General features: G+C 62.3%; 17 protein-coding genes. 7 read left to right on the top strand and 10 right to left on the bottom strand.

All coding sequences use genetic code 11. The features are described 5' to 3' along the window. The first annotated feature begins 193 nt into the window (after positions 1-193). Positions 194-1,093 (top strand): LysR family transcriptional regulator, encoded by a 900-nt coding sequence (locus tag OVA00_RS00510; RefSeq protein ID WP_268087676.1) that lies wholly within the window; start codon positions 194-196, stop codon positions 1,091-1,093. Between the two features lie 15 nt (positions 1,094-1,108). On the opposite strand, the gene OVA00_RS00505 is transcribed toward OVA00_RS00510, so the two are convergent. Further along, positions 1,109-2,011: a LysR family transcriptional regulator gene (locus tag OVA00_RS00505; protein ID WP_034790410.1), complete on the bottom strand. Its 903-nt coding sequence runs from the start codon at positions 2,009-2,011 to the stop codon at positions 1,109-1,111. A gap of 113 nt (positions 2,012-2,124) precedes the next feature. Between OVA00_RS00505 and OVA00_RS00500 the strand changes: the two genes are divergently transcribed. The 5 genes from OVA00_RS00500 to OVA00_RS00480 all read left to right on the top strand — a co-directional run bounded on the left by OVA00_RS00500 (position 2,125) and on the right by OVA00_RS00480 (position 7,112). Further along, on the top strand, positions 2,125-2,862 hold the full coding sequence (locus tag OVA00_RS00500) for an SDR family oxidoreductase (RefSeq protein WP_192445169.1): 738 nt from the start codon (positions 2,125-2,127) through the stop codon (positions 2,860-2,862). 231 nt (positions 2,863-3,093) lie between these two features. Beyond that, entirely contained in the window at positions 3,094-3,429 is a 336-nt protein-coding gene (locus OVA00_RS00495; protein WP_442780419.1) for a DoxX family protein, read from the top strand. A 288-nt stretch (positions 3,430-3,717) separates the two neighbouring features. Next, entirely contained in the window at positions 3,718-4,878 is a 1,161-nt protein-coding gene (locus OVA00_RS00490; RefSeq protein WP_268087674.1) for an MFS transporter, read from the top strand. Positions 4,879-5,143: 265 nt separating this feature from the next. Next, entirely contained in the window at positions 5,144-6,349 is a 1,206-nt protein-coding gene (locus OVA00_RS00485; RefSeq protein WP_192357477.1) for an MFS transporter, read from the top strand. Positions 6,350-6,473: 124 nt separating this feature from the next. Further along, positions 6,474-7,112 carry a LysE family translocator gene (locus OVA00_RS00480; RefSeq protein WP_060582249.1) on the top strand — a complete coding sequence of 213 codons (639 nt, stop codon included), beginning with the start codon at positions 6,474-6,476 and terminating at the stop codon, positions 7,110-7,112. Between the two features lie 23 nt (positions 7,113-7,135). On the opposite strand, the gene OVA00_RS00475 is transcribed toward OVA00_RS00480, so the two are convergent. The 7 genes from OVA00_RS00475 to OVA00_RS00445 all read right to left on the bottom strand — a co-directional run bounded on the left by OVA00_RS00475 (position 7,136) and on the right by OVA00_RS00445 (position 14,521). Then, positions 7,136-8,353 carry an MFS transporter gene (locus tag OVA00_RS00475; protein WP_268087673.1) on the bottom strand — a complete coding sequence of 406 codons (1,218 nt, stop codon included), beginning with the start codon at positions 8,351-8,353 and terminating at the stop codon, positions 7,136-7,138. A 105-nt stretch (positions 8,354-8,458) separates the two neighbouring features. After that, complete coding sequence (locus tag OVA00_RS00470; RefSeq protein WP_268087672.1) at positions 8,459-10,249, bottom strand: ABC transporter ATP-binding protein; 1,791 nt, start codon at positions 10,247-10,249, stop codon at positions 8,459-8,461. Positions 10,250-10,281: 32 nt separating this feature from the next. Next, entirely contained in the window at positions 10,282-10,644 is a 363-nt protein-coding gene (locus tag OVA00_RS00465) for a Rid family hydrolase (protein ID WP_043615130.1), read from the bottom strand. A 20-nt stretch (positions 10,645-10,664) separates the two neighbouring features. After that, a complete protein-coding gene (locus OVA00_RS00460) occupies positions 10,665-11,024 on the bottom strand; it encodes a RidA family protein (RefSeq protein WP_060582252.1) in 360 nt (119 codons plus the stop codon). 35 nt (positions 11,025-11,059) lie between these two features. After that, positions 11,060-11,914: an ABC transporter permease gene (locus OVA00_RS00455; protein ID WP_052201733.1), complete on the bottom strand. Its 855-nt coding sequence runs from the start codon at positions 11,912-11,914 to the stop codon at positions 11,060-11,062. Between the two features lie 5 nt (positions 11,915-11,919). Then, positions 11,920-12,924: an ABC transporter permease gene (locus tag OVA00_RS00450; RefSeq protein ID WP_060582253.1), complete on the bottom strand. Its 1,005-nt coding sequence runs from the start codon at positions 12,922-12,924 to the stop codon at positions 11,920-11,922. A 79-nt stretch (positions 12,925-13,003) separates the two neighbouring features. Further along, positions 13,004-14,521 (bottom strand): ABC transporter substrate-binding protein, encoded by a 1,518-nt coding sequence (locus tag OVA00_RS00445; protein WP_060582254.1) that lies wholly within the window; start codon positions 14,519-14,521, stop codon positions 13,004-13,006. Positions 14,522-14,705: 184 nt separating this feature from the next. On the opposite strand from OVA00_RS00445, the gene OVA00_RS00440 reads away from it, so the two are divergent. Then, entirely contained in the window at positions 14,706-15,392 is a 687-nt protein-coding gene (locus OVA00_RS00440; RefSeq protein ID WP_060610685.1) for a TetR family transcriptional regulator, read from the top strand. 25 nt (positions 15,393-15,417) lie between these two features. Here the strand turns inward: OVA00_RS00440 and OVA00_RS00435 are convergent, their stop codons facing one another. Then, complete coding sequence (locus OVA00_RS00435; protein WP_060582256.1) at positions 15,418-15,612, bottom strand: hypothetical protein; 195 nt, start codon at positions 15,610-15,612, stop codon at positions 15,418-15,420. After that, positions 15,609-16,067: a DUF2306 domain-containing protein gene (locus OVA00_RS39910; protein ID WP_113187752.1), complete on the bottom strand. Its 459-nt coding sequence runs from the start codon at positions 16,065-16,067 to the stop codon at positions 15,609-15,611. Before OVA00_RS39910 ends, OVA00_RS00435 begins: the two co-directional genes overlap by 4 nt. Position 16,068 lies beyond the last annotated feature (1 nt).

Here is a 16,068-nt window from a genome sequence, read left to right as displayed (position 1 = left end):
TCGCGCGGGAGGTGGGGAAGAAGTGAAGGCTCTGCCGGGCTCTTGCGATCGCGGCAAGCCTTCTGGAGGCGATCACAGGCGCGGTAGAACTCGCGGTGACATTCTTTGATGCCTTGAAGCTTGTCGATCGGCGGGCCAAGATTGCATCACCACTCTGCCCAATCACACCGACACTGGTAAGTTGAGCCGTCCAATGGCCGTCGATCTTAATGCCATCTCCGTCTTCATGGCCGTCGCCGAGGCGCGGAGTTTTCGCGCGGCTGCCGAGCATCTGGGCGTTACCCGATCGGCCGTAAGCCAGTCTCTGCGGCGGCTGGAAGATCGGCTCGGCGTTGCACTCGTGCAGCGGACGACACGCAGCGTCAGCCTCACGGAGGCTGGCGCGCAACTTTACCTGCGTGTTGCCCCGGCCCTCGCGGAGGTCGGCCTGGCCCTGGACGCCACAGCCGACCGGGACATGGCCCCAACCGGGCTGTTGCGGCTGGCGGTGTCCTCGATCGCCGAAAGGTTCATATCAGGGGCGCTGCTCGCAAGCTTTGCCGAGGCCTACCCCACGATCCAGATCGATGTGACCGTCACGGACGAGGAGTTCGACATCGTGGCCCAAGGCTATGATGCCGGGGTGCGGCTCGGCGAAGTCATCGAGCAGGACATGATCGCAGTCCCGGTATCGGCCGAGCAACGCCAGACCGCTGTCGCGGCGCCATCCTATATCGAACGCTTCGGCAAGCCCATGCAACCGTCGGACCTCGCCCAGCACCGATGCATCGGCTGGCGTCCGGCGCCTCAAACTGCACCTTATCGCTGGGAGTTCGGCAAGGATGGGCGCGAGTTCGACGTGGCGGTGAACCCGCAGATCACCACCAACGACATGTCGCTGATGATCCGGACCGCCTGCGCCGGAGGCGGCATCACCTTCGGCATGGAGGAAACCTTCAGACCCTATGTTTCTGCGGGACATCTGGTGCCGCTTCTCGAGGACTATTTCCCGCCGTTCGCGGGCTTTTATCTCTACTTTCCCAATCGACGGAACCTTGCGCCGAAGCTGCGCGCGCTCATCGAGCATGTGCGGTGGCGGCCCAACGCGGGATAGAGCGATCCGAAGCGGCTAAGCGACGATCTCGCGTACGAAGTCGAGAAAGGCGCGGAGTTTTGCAGGCATCAGGTCCGAGCGGCGATAATAGGCATGGAGCGGAAAGGTTTCTTCTGACCAGTCCGGCAGGATCTGGATCAGATCGCCGTCCGACAATTCGTCCCTGACATAGATCTCGAGCAATTGCGCGATCCCCGCGCCGCTGCGGCAGGCGGCAATCAGCGAGCCCGTGTCATTGACCATGACCCGGCCGGTCGCCGCGAACGGTATGGCTTCGCCACGGCTCTGAAACTCCCAGGCGAAGGGGCGCCCGGTCGCCGGGTCGCGGATGAGGACGCATTGGTGCCCGTGCGAAAGATCGGCTGGCACTTGCGGCCTGCCATATTTCTTTAGGTATTGCGCCGACGCACAGGTGAACACACGCGTTTCCAGCAGCAGTTCCGTATGCATCGAATGGGCGCCAGGCTCGCCGAAGCGTACGGCAACGTCCGTCCCCTCGCCGACAAAATCGCCGATCGAGTCACGCACGAAGATCTCGACCGACAGTTCCGGATAGCGTTCGAGAAAGTCATTGATCCTCGGGGCGAGCACGAAGTGCCCGAAGGTCCCATCGACATTGATCCGCAGCTTGCCACGCACGTGCGTTTTGGTGCCGCCGGCCATGATCGCGGCCTCCTCGATTGCCGAAAGAAGTGGCGCGACGAGTTCATAAAAGCGCCGCCCCTCGTCCGTCAGCGAGATTGCCCGGGCGCTTCGATTGAAAATACGTATGCCGACGCGCTCCTCCAATCGGGCCACTGCGCGGCTGACCGCAGGCTGAGTCAACCCCATTGCTTCACCGGCCCGGGCAAAGCTGCCGGCCTCGACGACTGCTGAAAGCACTCCGATCCCGCTGAGCAAGCGCGCATCAAACGTCATGACAACTCATACTTTTAGTAATTTATCTCCTGCAAATTATGCATTTTTTCTTCTCTCATGCCAGGCGTATCCTCCTCGCGATCAATAGACGGAACACCTGAAAGGCTTGGCACATGAGCAACAGCAACAAGGTCGCGCTGGTTACCGGAGCGTCGCGGGGCATTGGGGCGGAAATCGCCAGGCGCCTCGCCGGTGACGGCTTCAAGATTGTCGTGAACTGTGCGGGACGCACTGAGGCGGCCAAGGCGGTCGCGGACGAAATCATCGGCGGCGGTGGCGACGCACGCGTCATTCAAGCGGATGTCAGCGACGCCGGCGCGGTTGCTGCGATGTTCGACACGGCCACGCAAGCCTTCGGCGGGGTGGACGTCGTCGTCAACAGCGCCGGCATCATGAAGCTTGCACCGATTGCCGACGTCACCGACGACGTCGTCGACGACACCATCGCGATAAACCTGAAGGGCACGTTCAACGTCTGCCGCGAGGCGGCGAAACGACTGCGCAACGACGGTCGGATCATCAACGTCTCGTCGAGCGTGATTGGAATGCGCCTGCCGACCTATGGCATCTACATTGCCACCAAGGCGGCGGTCGAAGGACTGACCCAGGTGCTGGCGCAAGAGATGCGTGGCCGCGGAATTCGCGTGAACGCGATCGCCCCCGGGCCTGTCGCGACGGAGCTGTTCCTGAGCGGAAAGAGCCCTGAACTGCTGGACCGCATGGCAAAGATGAACCCCCTCGAACGGCTCGCTGAACCCGAGGATATCGCCCGTGTCGTCTCGTTCCTCGCCGGACCGGAAGGCGCGTGGATCAATGGCCAGGTCATCCGGGCAAACGGTGGCATGTGCTGAGCCGCACGCATCTCCTCACAACGAATGCTCATTCATGGAAGGAACTTCCCGTGACACAGGCTACCACGCATGCGAATGCCATGGTTCTGCCGGATCTGGGAGCAGCACCGGACATTACCTGATCTTCAACCTCGCCGCGGCCTTTGTCGCATTACTTGATGCTGAGGATCACGACGGGTGAAGTCATGAGCTGGTTCGGCTGGGAAAAGCTCTTCAACGGCGACATGCCCTGTGACATCGAGCTTTTCCAGAGTCGGGGCCTCGAGCCGGCCGCTCGCCTATCTGACTATCGCCTTGGAGCTTCTCGGCGGTATCGCAATTGCGCTCGGGCTTCTGACCCGCCCCCTCGCCTTCATCCTCTTCATCCAGATGATCGTCATTCTGGTTGTGGTGATGATCCCGCGCGGCACGGCTTTCAGCTTTCGACGGTATGGATCGGCGTCTTTGCCTATCTCAGCGCCCATGGGATCGGACGCTGGGCGCTGGACCGGCCGATTGACCGGCAGGTCTGAGCGTTCCACCGCAGATCATGTGAGGCCAGGGTCTGCCTTGACCACGAGCGCCTGAATGGGCCGGTCGCGCGATAGCGCGGCTGGCCACCCAGCGGTTCGTTTCGGATACCGATCGGGAAGAACTGTTGTGTTCCCTAAACCTCTTTGCTAGAGGTTCCTTGTCGTATTCAGCTTAGGCGAGCATTCATTCGCATCGCCATGACCCGAACCATCGGGGTCCGCAGCGCCGACACTCTCCCCCCCCCCCAAAAAAAAACGCTTCGATCCTTCCGGCGCCACGAACGGGCTAGACGTCTTCGCGCGCCGGTTCTCTCCTGCTTCTCAAGCTCAAGGACGATAATCCGTGCCCTCACGCTTCATTTTGCCCACCCTCGCGCTTGCCGTTTTCTTTGTCGGCGCGACCGAGTTCATGCTGTCGGCGGTGCTTTCGCCCCTGGCCGTGGCCTTCGAGACGACGCCGGCGCACGCCGCATGGCTCGTCAGCAGCTACGCGCTTTCCTATGCCGTGGCCGCGCCGATCTTCGGCTACCTTTCCGATCGCATAGACCGTCGCCGACTTCTGCTCGTGTCGCTGGTTCTGTTCTCGATTGACGGCCTCGCGCTGACGATCGCGCCGAGCTTCGGGGCAGCGATCGTCCTGCGGGTCTTCGGCGGCCTGGCGTCGGCGGCTCTGATTCCGACGGCCTTTGCCCTGGTGGCAGACATCATCCCCGCGCACCGACAATCCGCCGCGATGGGAGCGGTGATGATCGGCATGACATCAGGCATCGTCTCGGGGCCGGTCATCGCCGGCGTCCTGACGGAGGCATTCGATTGGCGTGCGCCTTTCCTGGTGACTGCCGCCGGCTGCCTCACGACAGTTGCCATAGCCCGGAGTGCGATTCCCGCCCGGGCGGGAAATCCCCCAGTGCCGAAGATGGGGCGTCCTGTTTGGCTCGGCCGTGGCAATTTGATCCGCCCCCTGGCCGCGAAAGGCCTTTGGAACGGAACGGCTGTCGCCGGTTTCCTTCTTGCCGGCGAGGTCCTGCGGCTTCGTTATGACTTCGGCGTTGGGGCCACCGGCGTCTCCATCTCGGCTTTCGGTCTGGGACTCTTGCTTGGCAACCTCGGCGTCGCCCGAGCCGCACGGCTGTTTCGCGGTGACGATCGCACGCTGATCGTTGCGCTGTTCCTCCTGAGTGCGGCGGTCGGCGGCTTCATGCTCAACCCCCTGTCGTTCACGGGGGACCTCGTTTTCCTGACGGCATGGGGCTTTGCCTTGGGGCTCGCCGCACCGACGAGCACCGCCATTCTTGCGAGCCTCGCGGGAGAGGAAAAAGGTCAGGTGCTTTCGCTTTCGGAAAGCCTCAACAATCTGACGATCCTGGCCGTGCTGCCGCTTGCTGCGATGCAGCTCGACGCGACTGGTGCAACTGGAGCGGCGCTGGTCCTTGCCGTATTCCTCGCGATCGGTGTTTTCCTCGCGATCGCGGACCTTGCCACCCGAAAGCCGACAGCGCCGTGAGACCTGTCTCGCGGGGGAAGGCCTGAGTCGGGGCGAACGAGGCGGCGGGGCAAGAACCGCGCCTTGCCGGCAAGCTCCGGGGCGTCCTCAGAGGAATGCTGGCCAAGAAAGTGCCCGTGCGAGCCTAACCTCCCGCCCCGACAGCTCATTTTTTCGCGCGCAGCGTCATCCGGTGGTTGCCCGCCTATCGGAGGATGCATAAGCTCCCCGCCGCGCGGCATCGCCGCAGGCCGTTTCACGGCATCCTGGAGTCAAGAAATCAACCATGACAGTCGCCATCCCTGCCGTGACACGCCCGAAGACGCATCTGGCCGTCCTGGTCGTTCTCGGGGTCACCCATCTCCTCAACGACCTCATGCAGTCGCTGATCCCGGCCGCCTATCCGATCCTGAAGGACGCCTATGCGCTCGACTTCGTGCAGATCGGCATGATCACCATGACCTTCCAGATTGCCGGGTCTCTGCTGCAGCCGGCGATCGGCATGGTCACGGACAAACACCCCGCCCCCTATTCGCCAGTCGTCGGAATGATGTTCACGCTCTCGGGCCTGGTCAGCCTCGCCCTTGCCGATAGCTATGCCATGATCCTTGTCTCTGTCGCGCTGATCGGTATCGGGTCGTCCATTTTCCACCCGGAAGCCACGCGCATGGCGCGCTATGCCGCCGGCGGCCGGCAGGGATTGGCGCAGGGACTGTTTCAGGTCGGCGGCCAGGCAGGCGGCGCACTCGGTCCGGTTTTTGCCGCGGTGATCATCGTTCCCTGGGGGCAGCCGAGCCTCGCCTGGTTCGCCGCCCTGGCGTTGCTGGCAATGGTGCTTCTCGCGTGGATCGGCGGCAAGCAGCGGGAGATCAGCGCCGCATTCATGGCGCTGCGGGCGGACAGCAAGAGGGCGGGCAGCATCCGCCACGCGCCGGCGACGATTGGCGCCGCTCTGGTGGTCCTGACGCTGCTGATGTTCACCAAGAACGCCTATGGCGAAAGTTTCCGCTCGTTCTACACCTTCTACCTCATGGAGAAGTTCGGCCTCTCCATCCCTTCCGCACAGATGATGTTGTTCATCTTCCTGCTCGCCTCGGCCGCAGGCGCACTGATCGGAGGGATTGTCGGCGATCGCATCGGACGCTACCGGATCATCTGGATCTCGGTTCTGGGGCCGCTTCCCCTGACGCTGATCCTGCCACATGCCGATCTGTTCTGGACCGGCGTGCTGACGGTGATGATCAACCTGATCATGGCAAGCGCCTTCGCATCGATCCTGATCTACGCCATCGAGCTGTTGCCGAACCGCATCGGGCTTATCGGCGGGTTGTTCTACGGCTTGAACTTCGGTCTCGGCGGCATCGCGGCAGCGATTCTCGGGATACTGGCCGATAGTTACGGCGTCGAAACGGTCTATTATATCTGCTCGTTCCTTCCGCTCGCGGGGCTTCTCGCGTGGTTCCTCCCGAAGATCGAGGAAGGTCATTCTTGACGAACGTCTCCCGCTCTCTCGACGGAGAGGGCGGGAGAGGACATGCCCGATTGTGGGATGACGCAACGCGTTTCATACTCGCCCTGCGTCGGCGGCAGCAGCGTTCTAAAGAGAGGGTAGTGACATGCATGAACTTGCAATTCTTGCCTCCATCCTGGGCGTCTTCCTGCTTGGAGCCATGAGCCCCGGGCCGAGCTTCATCGTGGTGTCGCGGATCGCGATCGCACGGTCCCGCGCCGATGGATTGATGGCAGCGGTCGGCATGGGCATTGGCGGCTTTTTCTTCGCCTGTATTGCGGTCGCCGGCCTGACGGCGATCCTTCTTCAGGTTGAATGGCTCAACATCCTCCTGAGGCTCGCCGGTGGCGCCTATCTCGTCTGGATCGGCATAAGCATCTGGCGGGCCGCACCGCAGAAGATAGTGATTGCCGAGACACCCGCCGACCAGCCGAGCACGCTCTGGAAATCCCTGCTGCGGGGGCTCTTCGTTCAGATCTCCAACCCGAAGACGGCGATCTTCTACGCCTCGATGTTCGCCGCGCTGTTGCCGTCGCCGGCGCCTACCTGGATGCTTCTCGCCCTGCCCCCGCTGCTCTTCATCAACGAGTTCGCGTGGTACGCAATCGTGGCCCTCGGCTTTTCCTCCCACGGCCCGCGGGTCGTCTACCTGCGCTCCAAGACCTGGATCGACCGCGCCGCCGGCGCCGTGGTGGGCGCACTCGGGCTGAAGCTGATGACGGATAGCGCACGAACAATCGCCTGACGGCGCTTGTTCGCAGCGTTGCCTTATCCGAACGACCGGTCGGCGTTGGTCGCCGCCGCTGCCAGCGGCATGGCGGCTGCATAGCCTCGCGGTGCGAGGCGCGCGGTGAGCGCGGCCGCGATAAGAATAGAACCGAGGTGCCACTTCCAGCCGGCGGCAAAGCTTCCGGTGAGGTCGTGAAGTGCGGACACGATCATCGGCGGTGTCGCGGCCAGGAGGAAACCACCGCCTTGCATGACGGCCGATAACGCGGTTGCCTGTGCGGGGTCGGCCAGATGATCGAGTGCGACCACCATCGACAGGGCGAAGCAGCCACCGAGCCCGGCGCCGGTCAGCGCGACGAAAGCGAACGGTGCGGCATGCGGCGCGAAGGCAAAGCCCACAAAGCCTGCGAACTGGCACCCAAGCGTGAACCATAGCCACGGCCGTCGGTCCATCCCGTTGCGGCAGGCCAAAACCGGCAGGATAAGCGCTGCCGCCGCCTGGAAAACCGCCATGATCGCGAGCAGGCTGCCGCTCGCGGAAGCGCCCCAGCCAAGCTGCTGGTAGTGCGGAGCGAGCCACACCACCACGGAAGTATAGCCGCCATTGACCAGACCGAAGAATACCATGAGCAGCCAGGCTCGAGGCTTCGCGAGCAAATTTCGGACGAGGTTGCCTTCCTGATTCCGGGGGCCGTCGCTGGCAAGCGCGATCCAGGCAACAGCGACGGCGACAAGGCCGAGCGCGGCCAGCGAGGCCAGTCCGATGCGCCAGCTGCCGGTCAAATCCGCGATGACAGGAGAAGCCTGCGCTCCCAAGGCGCCGCCGCCCAGCAGCATCGCCGAGTAGAGCCCGGCGATCGGGCCCGCCTGATCCGGAAACTGCCGTTTGATGATGCCGGGGAAGACAGCCTGAACGACAGCGACACCTGCCCCGATCACCGCAGCCGTTGCGATCATCATCCAGCCGCTGGAAACGAAGAGACGCAATATCGTCCCGAGGCTGATGGTGGCGAGCGCAGACAGGATCACCGGGCGTGCGCCGGCGATCCGCTGCAGACCAGGGCCAAGGAAAGCAACGCAACCCATCAGTACCATCGGCACGAATGTCAGCATTGCCAGCCCATAGGATCCGAGGCCGGTACCGGCGTGAATACTCTCGGCTAAAGGCCCGATACTTGCAATAAACGGGCGAAGATTGAGACCGACGGCCGCCACGGCGACCAAAAAGACCCAACGCAACCCGCCCTGGTTCTGCATATGATTTCCTGTCGTCGAATTGTTGCCCGAACGGGAAATCCCGTACGAAGCCGTGTTTTGCGGGCGGCCGGAAGGATCGCCCGATATTCGAGGCTGAGTGCCCGCTTAGGCTATCCGCGCATAGTGCTCGAAACCCACCGCCTTCAAGGCCGGCGTCTGGTGGACGTAGCCGGGCGGACGGATCGGACTGCGCAATTCCCGCGCTCCAAGGGTTCGGCTGCGACGTTGATCGGGGTGCACGATCGGCACGGCAGACAACAGTTGCTGGGTATAGGGATGAGCCGGCGAACCCAGCACGGCGTCGCGTGGTCCGATCTCGATGATTTCTCCGAGATACATGACCGCGATTCGGTCACTGACGCGCTCGACCACGGCCATATCGTGCGAAATGAACAGGACGGAAATCTCGAACTCCTCCTGGATCTCCGCGAGCAGATCAAGGATCTGCCCCTGGATTGAGACGTCGAGCGCCGAAACCGGCTCGTCGGCGATGATCACCTTGGGATTGAGCGCCAGAGCGCGGGCAATGCAGATGCGTTGCCGCTGGCCGCCGGAAAACTGATGCGGATAAAGGCTCGCCTGTGCCCGGGTGAGCCCGACACGTTCGAGCAGGCTATAGACCCTGTCCCGGATCTGCGACGGGCTGCCGACGCGATGGATGCGCAGCGGCTCGGCCACGATCTGCTCCACCGACATGCGGGGGTTGAGCGACGCGTAGGGATCCTGGAACACCATCTGGATGCGCTTGCGCATCTCGATCATTTCGGATGCGCTGACGCCCTCAAGGTTACGGCCCTGAAGCAAGACTTCGCCGCCATTCGGTCGAATGAGCCGCATGATGCTCTTGCCGGTCGTCGATTTGCCACAACCGCTCTCGCCCACCAGCGACAGCGTCTCCTTCTCGCGCAGATCGAAGGACACGCCCTCGACCGCATGGACATTTGCAACGACGCGCTCGAACATGCCTTGGCGCACGGCAAAACGCGTGACGAGGTTGCGGACACTGAGCACGACATTCGGATCGGCCTTATCCTGCCTTGCCTGCGTGCAGGGAAAGTGTTTCGTTTGGGGTAAGCCCTCGTGTCGGGACTGGAGTTTTGGCGCGGCATCGAGCAGACGGCGGGTGTATTCGTGCTTCGGCGCATTGAAGATCTGATGGATTTCGCCGCTCTCGACCACCTCGCCCCGCAACATGACGACCACCTTGTCGGCGATCTCGGCCACGACGCCCATGTCATGGGTGATCAGCAGGATGGCCATGCCGGTCTCGCGTTGAATGACCTTCAGCAGCTCGAGAATCTCGGCCTGCACCGTGACGTCCAACGCCGTTGTCGGCTCGTCCGCGATCAACAGGTCCGGCTTGCAGAGGATGGCCATGGCGATCATGACTCTCTGGCGCATTCCGCCCGACAGTTCGTGCGGATACTGTTTCAGTCGGCGTTCCGGCTCGGGGATACGCACCTGCTGCAAGGCATTCAGCGCTATCCCGTCGGCCTCCGCCCGACCGATCTTGCGATGCTTGACGACGACCTCGCACAATTGCTGGCCGATGGTCAGCACCGGATTGAGCGAGGTCATCGGCTCCTGGAAGATCATCGCGATCCGGTCGCCCCTCAAGCCCTGCATGCGGGTCTCGTCGAGGGTGAGGAGATCGGTCGAACCGCCCGTTTTCTCGCTGAGAACCGCGCGTCCGCCGACGATTTCCGCACCCATGTACTCGACCAGCCGCATGATTGACTTGGCCGTGACCGATTTTCCCGATCCGGACTCACCGACGATCGCGACGACCTCGCCGCGGCCGATGGCGAGATCGATGCCCTTGACGGCAAGCGCGCCGTCGGGCGTTCCGCGGAACTTCACCGCGAGATCGGAAATCCTGAGCAGGTCTTCAGTCACGTTCGCCTCCAGATCGACGCTTTATTTGCAGGTCAGCACGCAGCGTAGGCGCGGATTTCCACCGCGCAGTCGCGACGCGCTGCATGTCCGGTCACGACGGAAAGTGCCGGAACGCCTTCCGGATCGATCCACTCGTTCCAAAGTTCGCAAAAAGCCGGGTACTCGCTGATGTCGAACAACCAGACCTGCACCATCAGGATCTGCTTACGCGACGAGCCGACGCTTCGGAAATACTCTTCGATGGCGTTGAGGATCTGCAGCGACTGATCCCTGAGGTCGCCGGTCTTGTCCGGTGCGGTGAGGCATACGGAGGCGAGCGTGTCCGACGCCTTGCCGAGGCAGATGCGTGGCTGATGGCCCGCGCCATCCTTCTTGCCGAGTTCTCTGAGTTCCATGGGGTTCTCCTTCGCAACCATCAGGCGCGATAGGCGATGACGACCGCCTCGACGAGAACGTCCGAACGGTAAAGCTCGCCGCTGACGCAGGTGCGTGCCGGTGGGTGAGCGGGATCGGCCCATTCGTTCCAGACGGAGTTCATGGCGCCGAAGTAGCGCATGTCCTTCAGCCAGATGTGCACGACGAAGATCGACTTGTGGTTCGATCCGGCCGCTTCCAACAGCCGATCGACGCTGCGCAGGACTTCGCGCGTCTGCTCCTTGATGTCACCGCTGGTGTCGGTGGCATGCACGCCCGACAGGAAGACCATGTCGTTGTGAACGACGGCCATGCTTTTGAGCGCGCCGTCCGCCATCGAGGTTTCGATACGTTCAACCAATGGAATAATCCTTCTTTTCTTAGTGTTCCGAACCGTCAAGCGCGGTTCAGGCGGGGATCGAGATGGGTTCTGAGCACATCACCTAAGAGGTTGATGGCGAGAACGGTGACGAAGATGCAGAGCCCCGGAAACAGAGCCATCCACCAGGAGGTGCTGATGTAGGCTCGCGCATCCGACAGCATGCCGCCCCAGGTCGGGGTCGACGCCGGCACACCGAGGCCGAGGAAGCTGAGGCTCGATTCCGCGATAATCGCGGTGGCCATGGCAAAGGTCGCGACGATCAAGGCCGACTGGATTAGGTTGGGCAGGATATGGGTGCGCAGGATGCGACTGTCGCTGGCGCCGAGCGATCGCGCGGCGGAGACGAATTCCCGTTCGCGCAGAGTTAGTGCTTCTGCGCGGGCAAGGCGGCAATAGGGGATCCAGCGTTGCGACGCGAGCGCAACGATGAGAATGCCAAGGCCCTGGCCGAGAAAGGCGACGATCGAAATCGCAAGCAGCAGCGGCGGAAATGCCCAGACGACTTCCAGAAATTTCTGGATGAGCGAGTCCACCCGTCCGCCGTAATAGCCGGAGACGACACCGAGCGTTACGCCGACGACGCCCGAGAAGAGAACCACGGCAACGGCAATCAGCAACGAGACGCGCGAGCCATAAATGATGCGGCTCATCATGTCGCGTCCAACATGATCGGTGCCCAGGAAATGGGGACCGGTCAGTTGCGGCGGCGTCATCGCGAGCATCAGGTCCTGGCGGTTCGGGTCGAACGGCGCAAGCAGTGGCGCGAAGGCAGCAGCCAGCAATAGGAGGGCGATGACGACCAGGCTGAAGGCGCCTTTTGGCGATTTCAACGCCTGCAGGAGCTGTCGAGTTTTAGAGGAGCGAGCCATCCTAGTCACCCCAGACGGATGCGCGGATCGACGACGGTGTAGATCATGTCGATCGCGAGGTTGATGATTACGAACAGCGTCGTGTAGACGAGCACCAGGCCGGTGATCAGCGGGAAGTCGCGGAACGAGATCCCCTGCAGCAGCAGGTAGCCGATGCCGGGCCAGGCAAAGACGGTTTCCACGATGATGGCGCCGCTGATCAGCGTGCCGAATTCGAGGCCGATGATGGTGATGACGGCGATAAGTGCATTGCGGAAGGCATGACGCCAGAGGACGACGCGTCCGCTCATGCCCTTGGCGCGGGCCGTCATCACATAGTCTTCCTGCAGGTTCTCCAGCACCGAGGCGCGGGTGATCTGCATGATGATGCCGGTCATGTTGGTGCCGAGCACGATGACCGGGAGGGTTAGGTGGCGAAGCGCGTCCCAGAGCGCGTCCCAGCGGCCGGCGATGATGGCGTCGATCGTCAAGAATCCAGTGACCCGTTCGACGTTCAGGCCCCAGGTCTCGCGGCCGCCTGATGGCAGCAGGTTGAAGGTTCCTGCGAAAAGTAGGATCAACAGGATGCCAAGCCAGAAGTTCGGCAGGCTAATGCCGAAGAATCCGCCGATCGAGCCGACCGTGTCGACGAGCGAGTTGGGTCGGCTGGCCGCCCAGACACCGAGCGGGAGACCGATGGCGACCGCAACCATTGTCGAATAAATGGCGAGTTCCAGGCTTGCCGGCAGGCGTGCCAGGATCAGGTCCATAACCGGTTCGCGGTAGCGGAAGGATTGTCCGAAGTCTCCCATGACAGCGTTCTTCACGAAGGTCAGGTATTGCACGTAGATCGGCTGATCGAGACCCCAGGCCGAGCGGATCGCCAGCCTAACCTCCTCGGTCGCCTCGTCGCTTACCAGCATGTCGACCGGATCGCCGGGCGCGAGTTGGACCAATGCGAAAATCAGAAGCGAGACCATGAACAGCACCGGAACGGTGCCGGCCACGCGTCTCAGCGTGTAGCCAAGCATGGGAAACCCTTGGAACTCTTGAGGGAATGGGCGCCGGGGCGATGCTGCGAGCGTCCCCGGCGTGAAGGGATGGCGGCGGCTATCGCAGGTGGATTTCCCAGCCGTTGACCCGGTCAGCCTTGCTCGGCTTGTAGTCGACGCCCTTGGCGACACCCCAGGCGAGCTTGTGCAGCCACAGGAAGCAGGCCGGCGCGTCCTCGGTGATGGCCGCCATGGCCTTGGAGAGCATAGCCACGCGCTTGGTCGGATCGAACTCCTGGCGCTCGGCCTGGAGGAGAGCATCGACCTCGGCGTTGGAGTACTTCAACCGCGGCGAGGCGTCGGTCTCGAAATACTGCGCGAGTGCCGGCGACGGATCGAGCATGTTGCCTCGGCCCATGTAGTAGAATGGCGTTTCGCCGCGCTGGACATTGGTCCAAAGCGTTGCCCATTCGGGTGTCTGCAGCGTTGCCTTGAAGCCCACCTGTTCGAGCATCGGAACGATCGCTTCGGTGATTTGGCGATCGGCGGTGTAGCGTCCGACCGGCGTGTAGAGATCAATGGCGGCGCCGACCGCACCGGCCTCCTCGAGCAGCTTTTTTGCCTTTTCCGGGTCGAAGTTCATCGGCGACGCGTAATCAGGATCGAAGCCGAGCTGGCCATCGCCGACCGGACCGTTCAGCAGCGTCACCTGGTTGCCGAGGATGGCGCGAGCGATGCCCTCGCGGTTGATCGCGTGGCAAACCGCCTGGCGCACCTTCGGATTGTCCCAGGGGGCGGTCTTCGGGCTCATCGCGATGAACATCGCTTCGGCGGAATCGACCATCTCGGCGGTCGCGTTCGGCAGTTGCTGTACACGGCTGACGAGTTGCGGCGGGATGCCCTGGGCGATCTGCACTTCGCCGTTTGCGAGTGCGGTCACGCGCTGCTCGGGCTCGACCATCATGCGGTAGATGATGCGCTTCGGATTGGTTGGCTGGATCATCGGGTGGCCATCCACCCGTTCGATGACAATGTGGCTGCCGATGCCGACCTCGACGAGCTTGTAGGGGCCTGCGCCAACAGGATGCTCGCGGTCGGCCGCCTTGGCGCCGAACTGGTCGTAGATCTTTTTGGATGTGATCTGCATCGTCGCCAGATAGTTCGGCAGCGTCGCCATCTTCTGGGTCGTCTTGATGCGCAGGCGGCGTTCGTCAAGCGCCTCGGCCGAAGCGATGTACTGGACGGACGCTTGCGACATGCTCTCAGGATCGTTGCGCGACCGTTCGATCGAATGGATCACGTCCGCAGCCACCACTGGATCGCCGTTGTGGCGCTTCCAATCGGAGCGCAGCGTCAGGATCCAGTTGAGATCGTCCTCGGGCTCCAGGCTCTCGGCGAGGAACGGAACGAACTTTCCAGCCTTGAAATCCCAGGTCGTGAGGCAGCCATAAACCTGGCACCAGATCGAGCCGATGAGGACCACTGAGTCTGCGTATGGATTGTTGCCGGTAATTCCCTCGGTGATCGCAACGGTGATCTGATCCGCCTGTTGCGCCTGCACCTGTTGCGCCACTCCTCCGGCCATGACGGCAGCTGCGCCGCTCAACAGCAGGATTCTCTTGATTGCCTTGAACACAGTTCCCTCCCGTTCTCCGCCCCCTTAGCGATCGGCGGTCTTCATTTTTTGCTTTCTGCCATGCAAAAAGCGTCTCCTCTATTTCGGTAAGTATGCTATTACTTACTTGGTTGTCAATTGTCTCGATGGCCATTTGCGATAGAAAGATCCTGCCGCGGTTGGCACGACAAAAGGTGGATGCAGAATGCGTGACGCAGACAACAGTGATCACCAGCCCGGCGAAACAGGTGGCCCCCGCTCGCGGAATGCGCAGGCGACGCGCAAATCCATCCTCGATGCGGGGATTGCGGAGTTTTGTGAGCATGGACTGAGTGGTGCGAGCACGGCGCGTATCGTCGAGCGCGCCGGGTGCAACATCCGGATGCTCTACCATTACTTCCAGAGCAAGGAGCTGCTCTACAAGGCCGCGCTGCAGGAGGTTTACAACGACCTGCGCAGCCAGGAAGCCGGGCTGAACATATTGGACCGTCCGCCGGTCGAAGCGATCGAGGCGCTCACCGCCTTTACCTACGACTACATGGCGGCGACGCCAACATTCATCAAAATGGTGCTGGCGGAAAACCTGCTGCAGGGAGAGTTTATCCGGGCGATCGAGAGCATCCCGCGGTCCTCGAGGCCCTTGATCGAGACCATCCAGACGCTTCTAGATCGCGGCGAAGCCGCCGGCGTGATCCAGCCGGGCATCAATGCCATGCAGCTCTACATTTCGATTGTGGCGCTGAGCTTCATTCACATCTCCAGTCGCTACACGCTTTCCGTCACCTTCGGAGTCGACCTTTCATCCGAGGCGATCGTTACCGAACGAAGACAGCATGTCGTCGACCTCATCGGAACCTATGTGAAGGCGCAGCCGGATCGACCGTCAAACTGAGACGAATCGGCTCAAGGAGCGCTCATCAAATCTTTCGTTCGGTACCTGTGACGATAAACCAGGCCGCGACCAGCACTGAGGCGGCGATCGAGCCCCAGATGGTGGCCGCGTAGAGTTCGCCGAAGGAGATGGAGTGCACGAATTGCGTGAGCCTGATGCCTGCTAGCAGGTAGACCCTCAACAGGACGGCGGCGAAGGTCAGGGCGTAATTGCGTATCACCGGATGCGGTGATCGCGAAAGCGGCGTTGTCGCGCGGCGCGGTAGGACTGCCAGCCCAAGAGAAGCCAGCAGACGACAAGCAGACCGAAGCCCACCTGGGCATGAACGCCGGCCGCCCTCATCACTGTTGCCGAGATGGCGGCACAACTCCCGGCGAGGACGCAAAGCAGATACAGCCTGCCCAGGTGGCGATGGGCCTTCGGCCAGCGGTTGCGTATCGCCAGCAGGAACTGAAACGGGCCAACCAGGGCGACGCCGCTCGGCAGGGCAGGAAGGCCGACCAGTCGCGGTTTCAGGCGGCCTTCGCGGCGTTTCTCGAAGAGCGCCGGGACCTGTTCGATCGGGCCTCTTGATGGCTGCCGTCGCCACCCAGCTCTTTGTCTTCTCCGGCTGAAGAAGCGTGTTGAAGAACAGAAGACGAAGAGCGAGTAGAACGGCCTGCAGGCGGCCGGCACG

This window comes from Ensifer sp. SL37 (assembly GCF_026672675.1).
Lineage (GTDB): Bacteria > Pseudomonadota > Alphaproteobacteria > Rhizobiales > Rhizobiaceae > Ensifer > Ensifer adhaerens.
Note: the sequence above shows the minus strand (reverse complement) of the source record. Positions and strands in the feature narration are given on the sequence as shown.

Bases quoted from the DNA above. Each gene is read 5' to 3' on its own strand.
- OVA00_RS00475 (WP_268087673.1), bottom strand. From the start codon at position 8,353: ATGCAGAACCAGGGCGGGTTGCGTTGGGTCTTTTTGGTCGCCGTGGCG.
- OVA00_RS00480 (WP_060582249.1), top strand. From the start codon at position 6,474: ATGCATGAACTTGCAATTCTTGCCTCCATCCTGGGCGTCTTCCTGCTT.
- OVA00_RS00505 (WP_034790410.1), bottom strand. From the start codon at position 2,011: ATGACGTTTGATGCGCGCTTGCTCAGCGGGATCGGAGTGCTTTCAGCA.
- OVA00_RS00465 (WP_043615130.1), bottom strand. From the start codon at position 10,644: ATGGAACTCAGAGAACTCGGCAAGAAGGATGGCGCGGGCCATCAGCCA.
- OVA00_RS00450 (WP_060582253.1), bottom strand. From the start codon at position 12,924: ATGCTTGGCTACACGCTGAGACGCGTGGCCGGCACCGTTCCGGTGCTG.
- OVA00_RS00455 (WP_052201733.1), bottom strand. From the start codon at position 11,914: ATGGCTCGCTCCTCTAAAACTCGACAGCTCCTGCAGGCGTTGAAATCG.
- OVA00_RS00510 (WP_268087676.1), top strand. From the start codon at position 194: ATGGCCGTCGATCTTAATGCCATCTCCGTCTTCATGGCCGTCGCCGAG.
- OVA00_RS00500 (WP_192445169.1), top strand. From the start codon at position 2,125: ATGAGCAACAGCAACAAGGTCGCGCTGGTTACCGGAGCGTCGCGGGGC.
- OVA00_RS00485 (WP_192357477.1), top strand. From the start codon at position 5,144: ATGACAGTCGCCATCCCTGCCGTGACACGCCCGAAGACGCATCTGGCC.
- OVA00_RS00440 (WP_060610685.1), top strand. From the start codon at position 14,706: ATGCGTGACGCAGACAACAGTGATCACCAGCCCGGCGAAACAGGTGGC.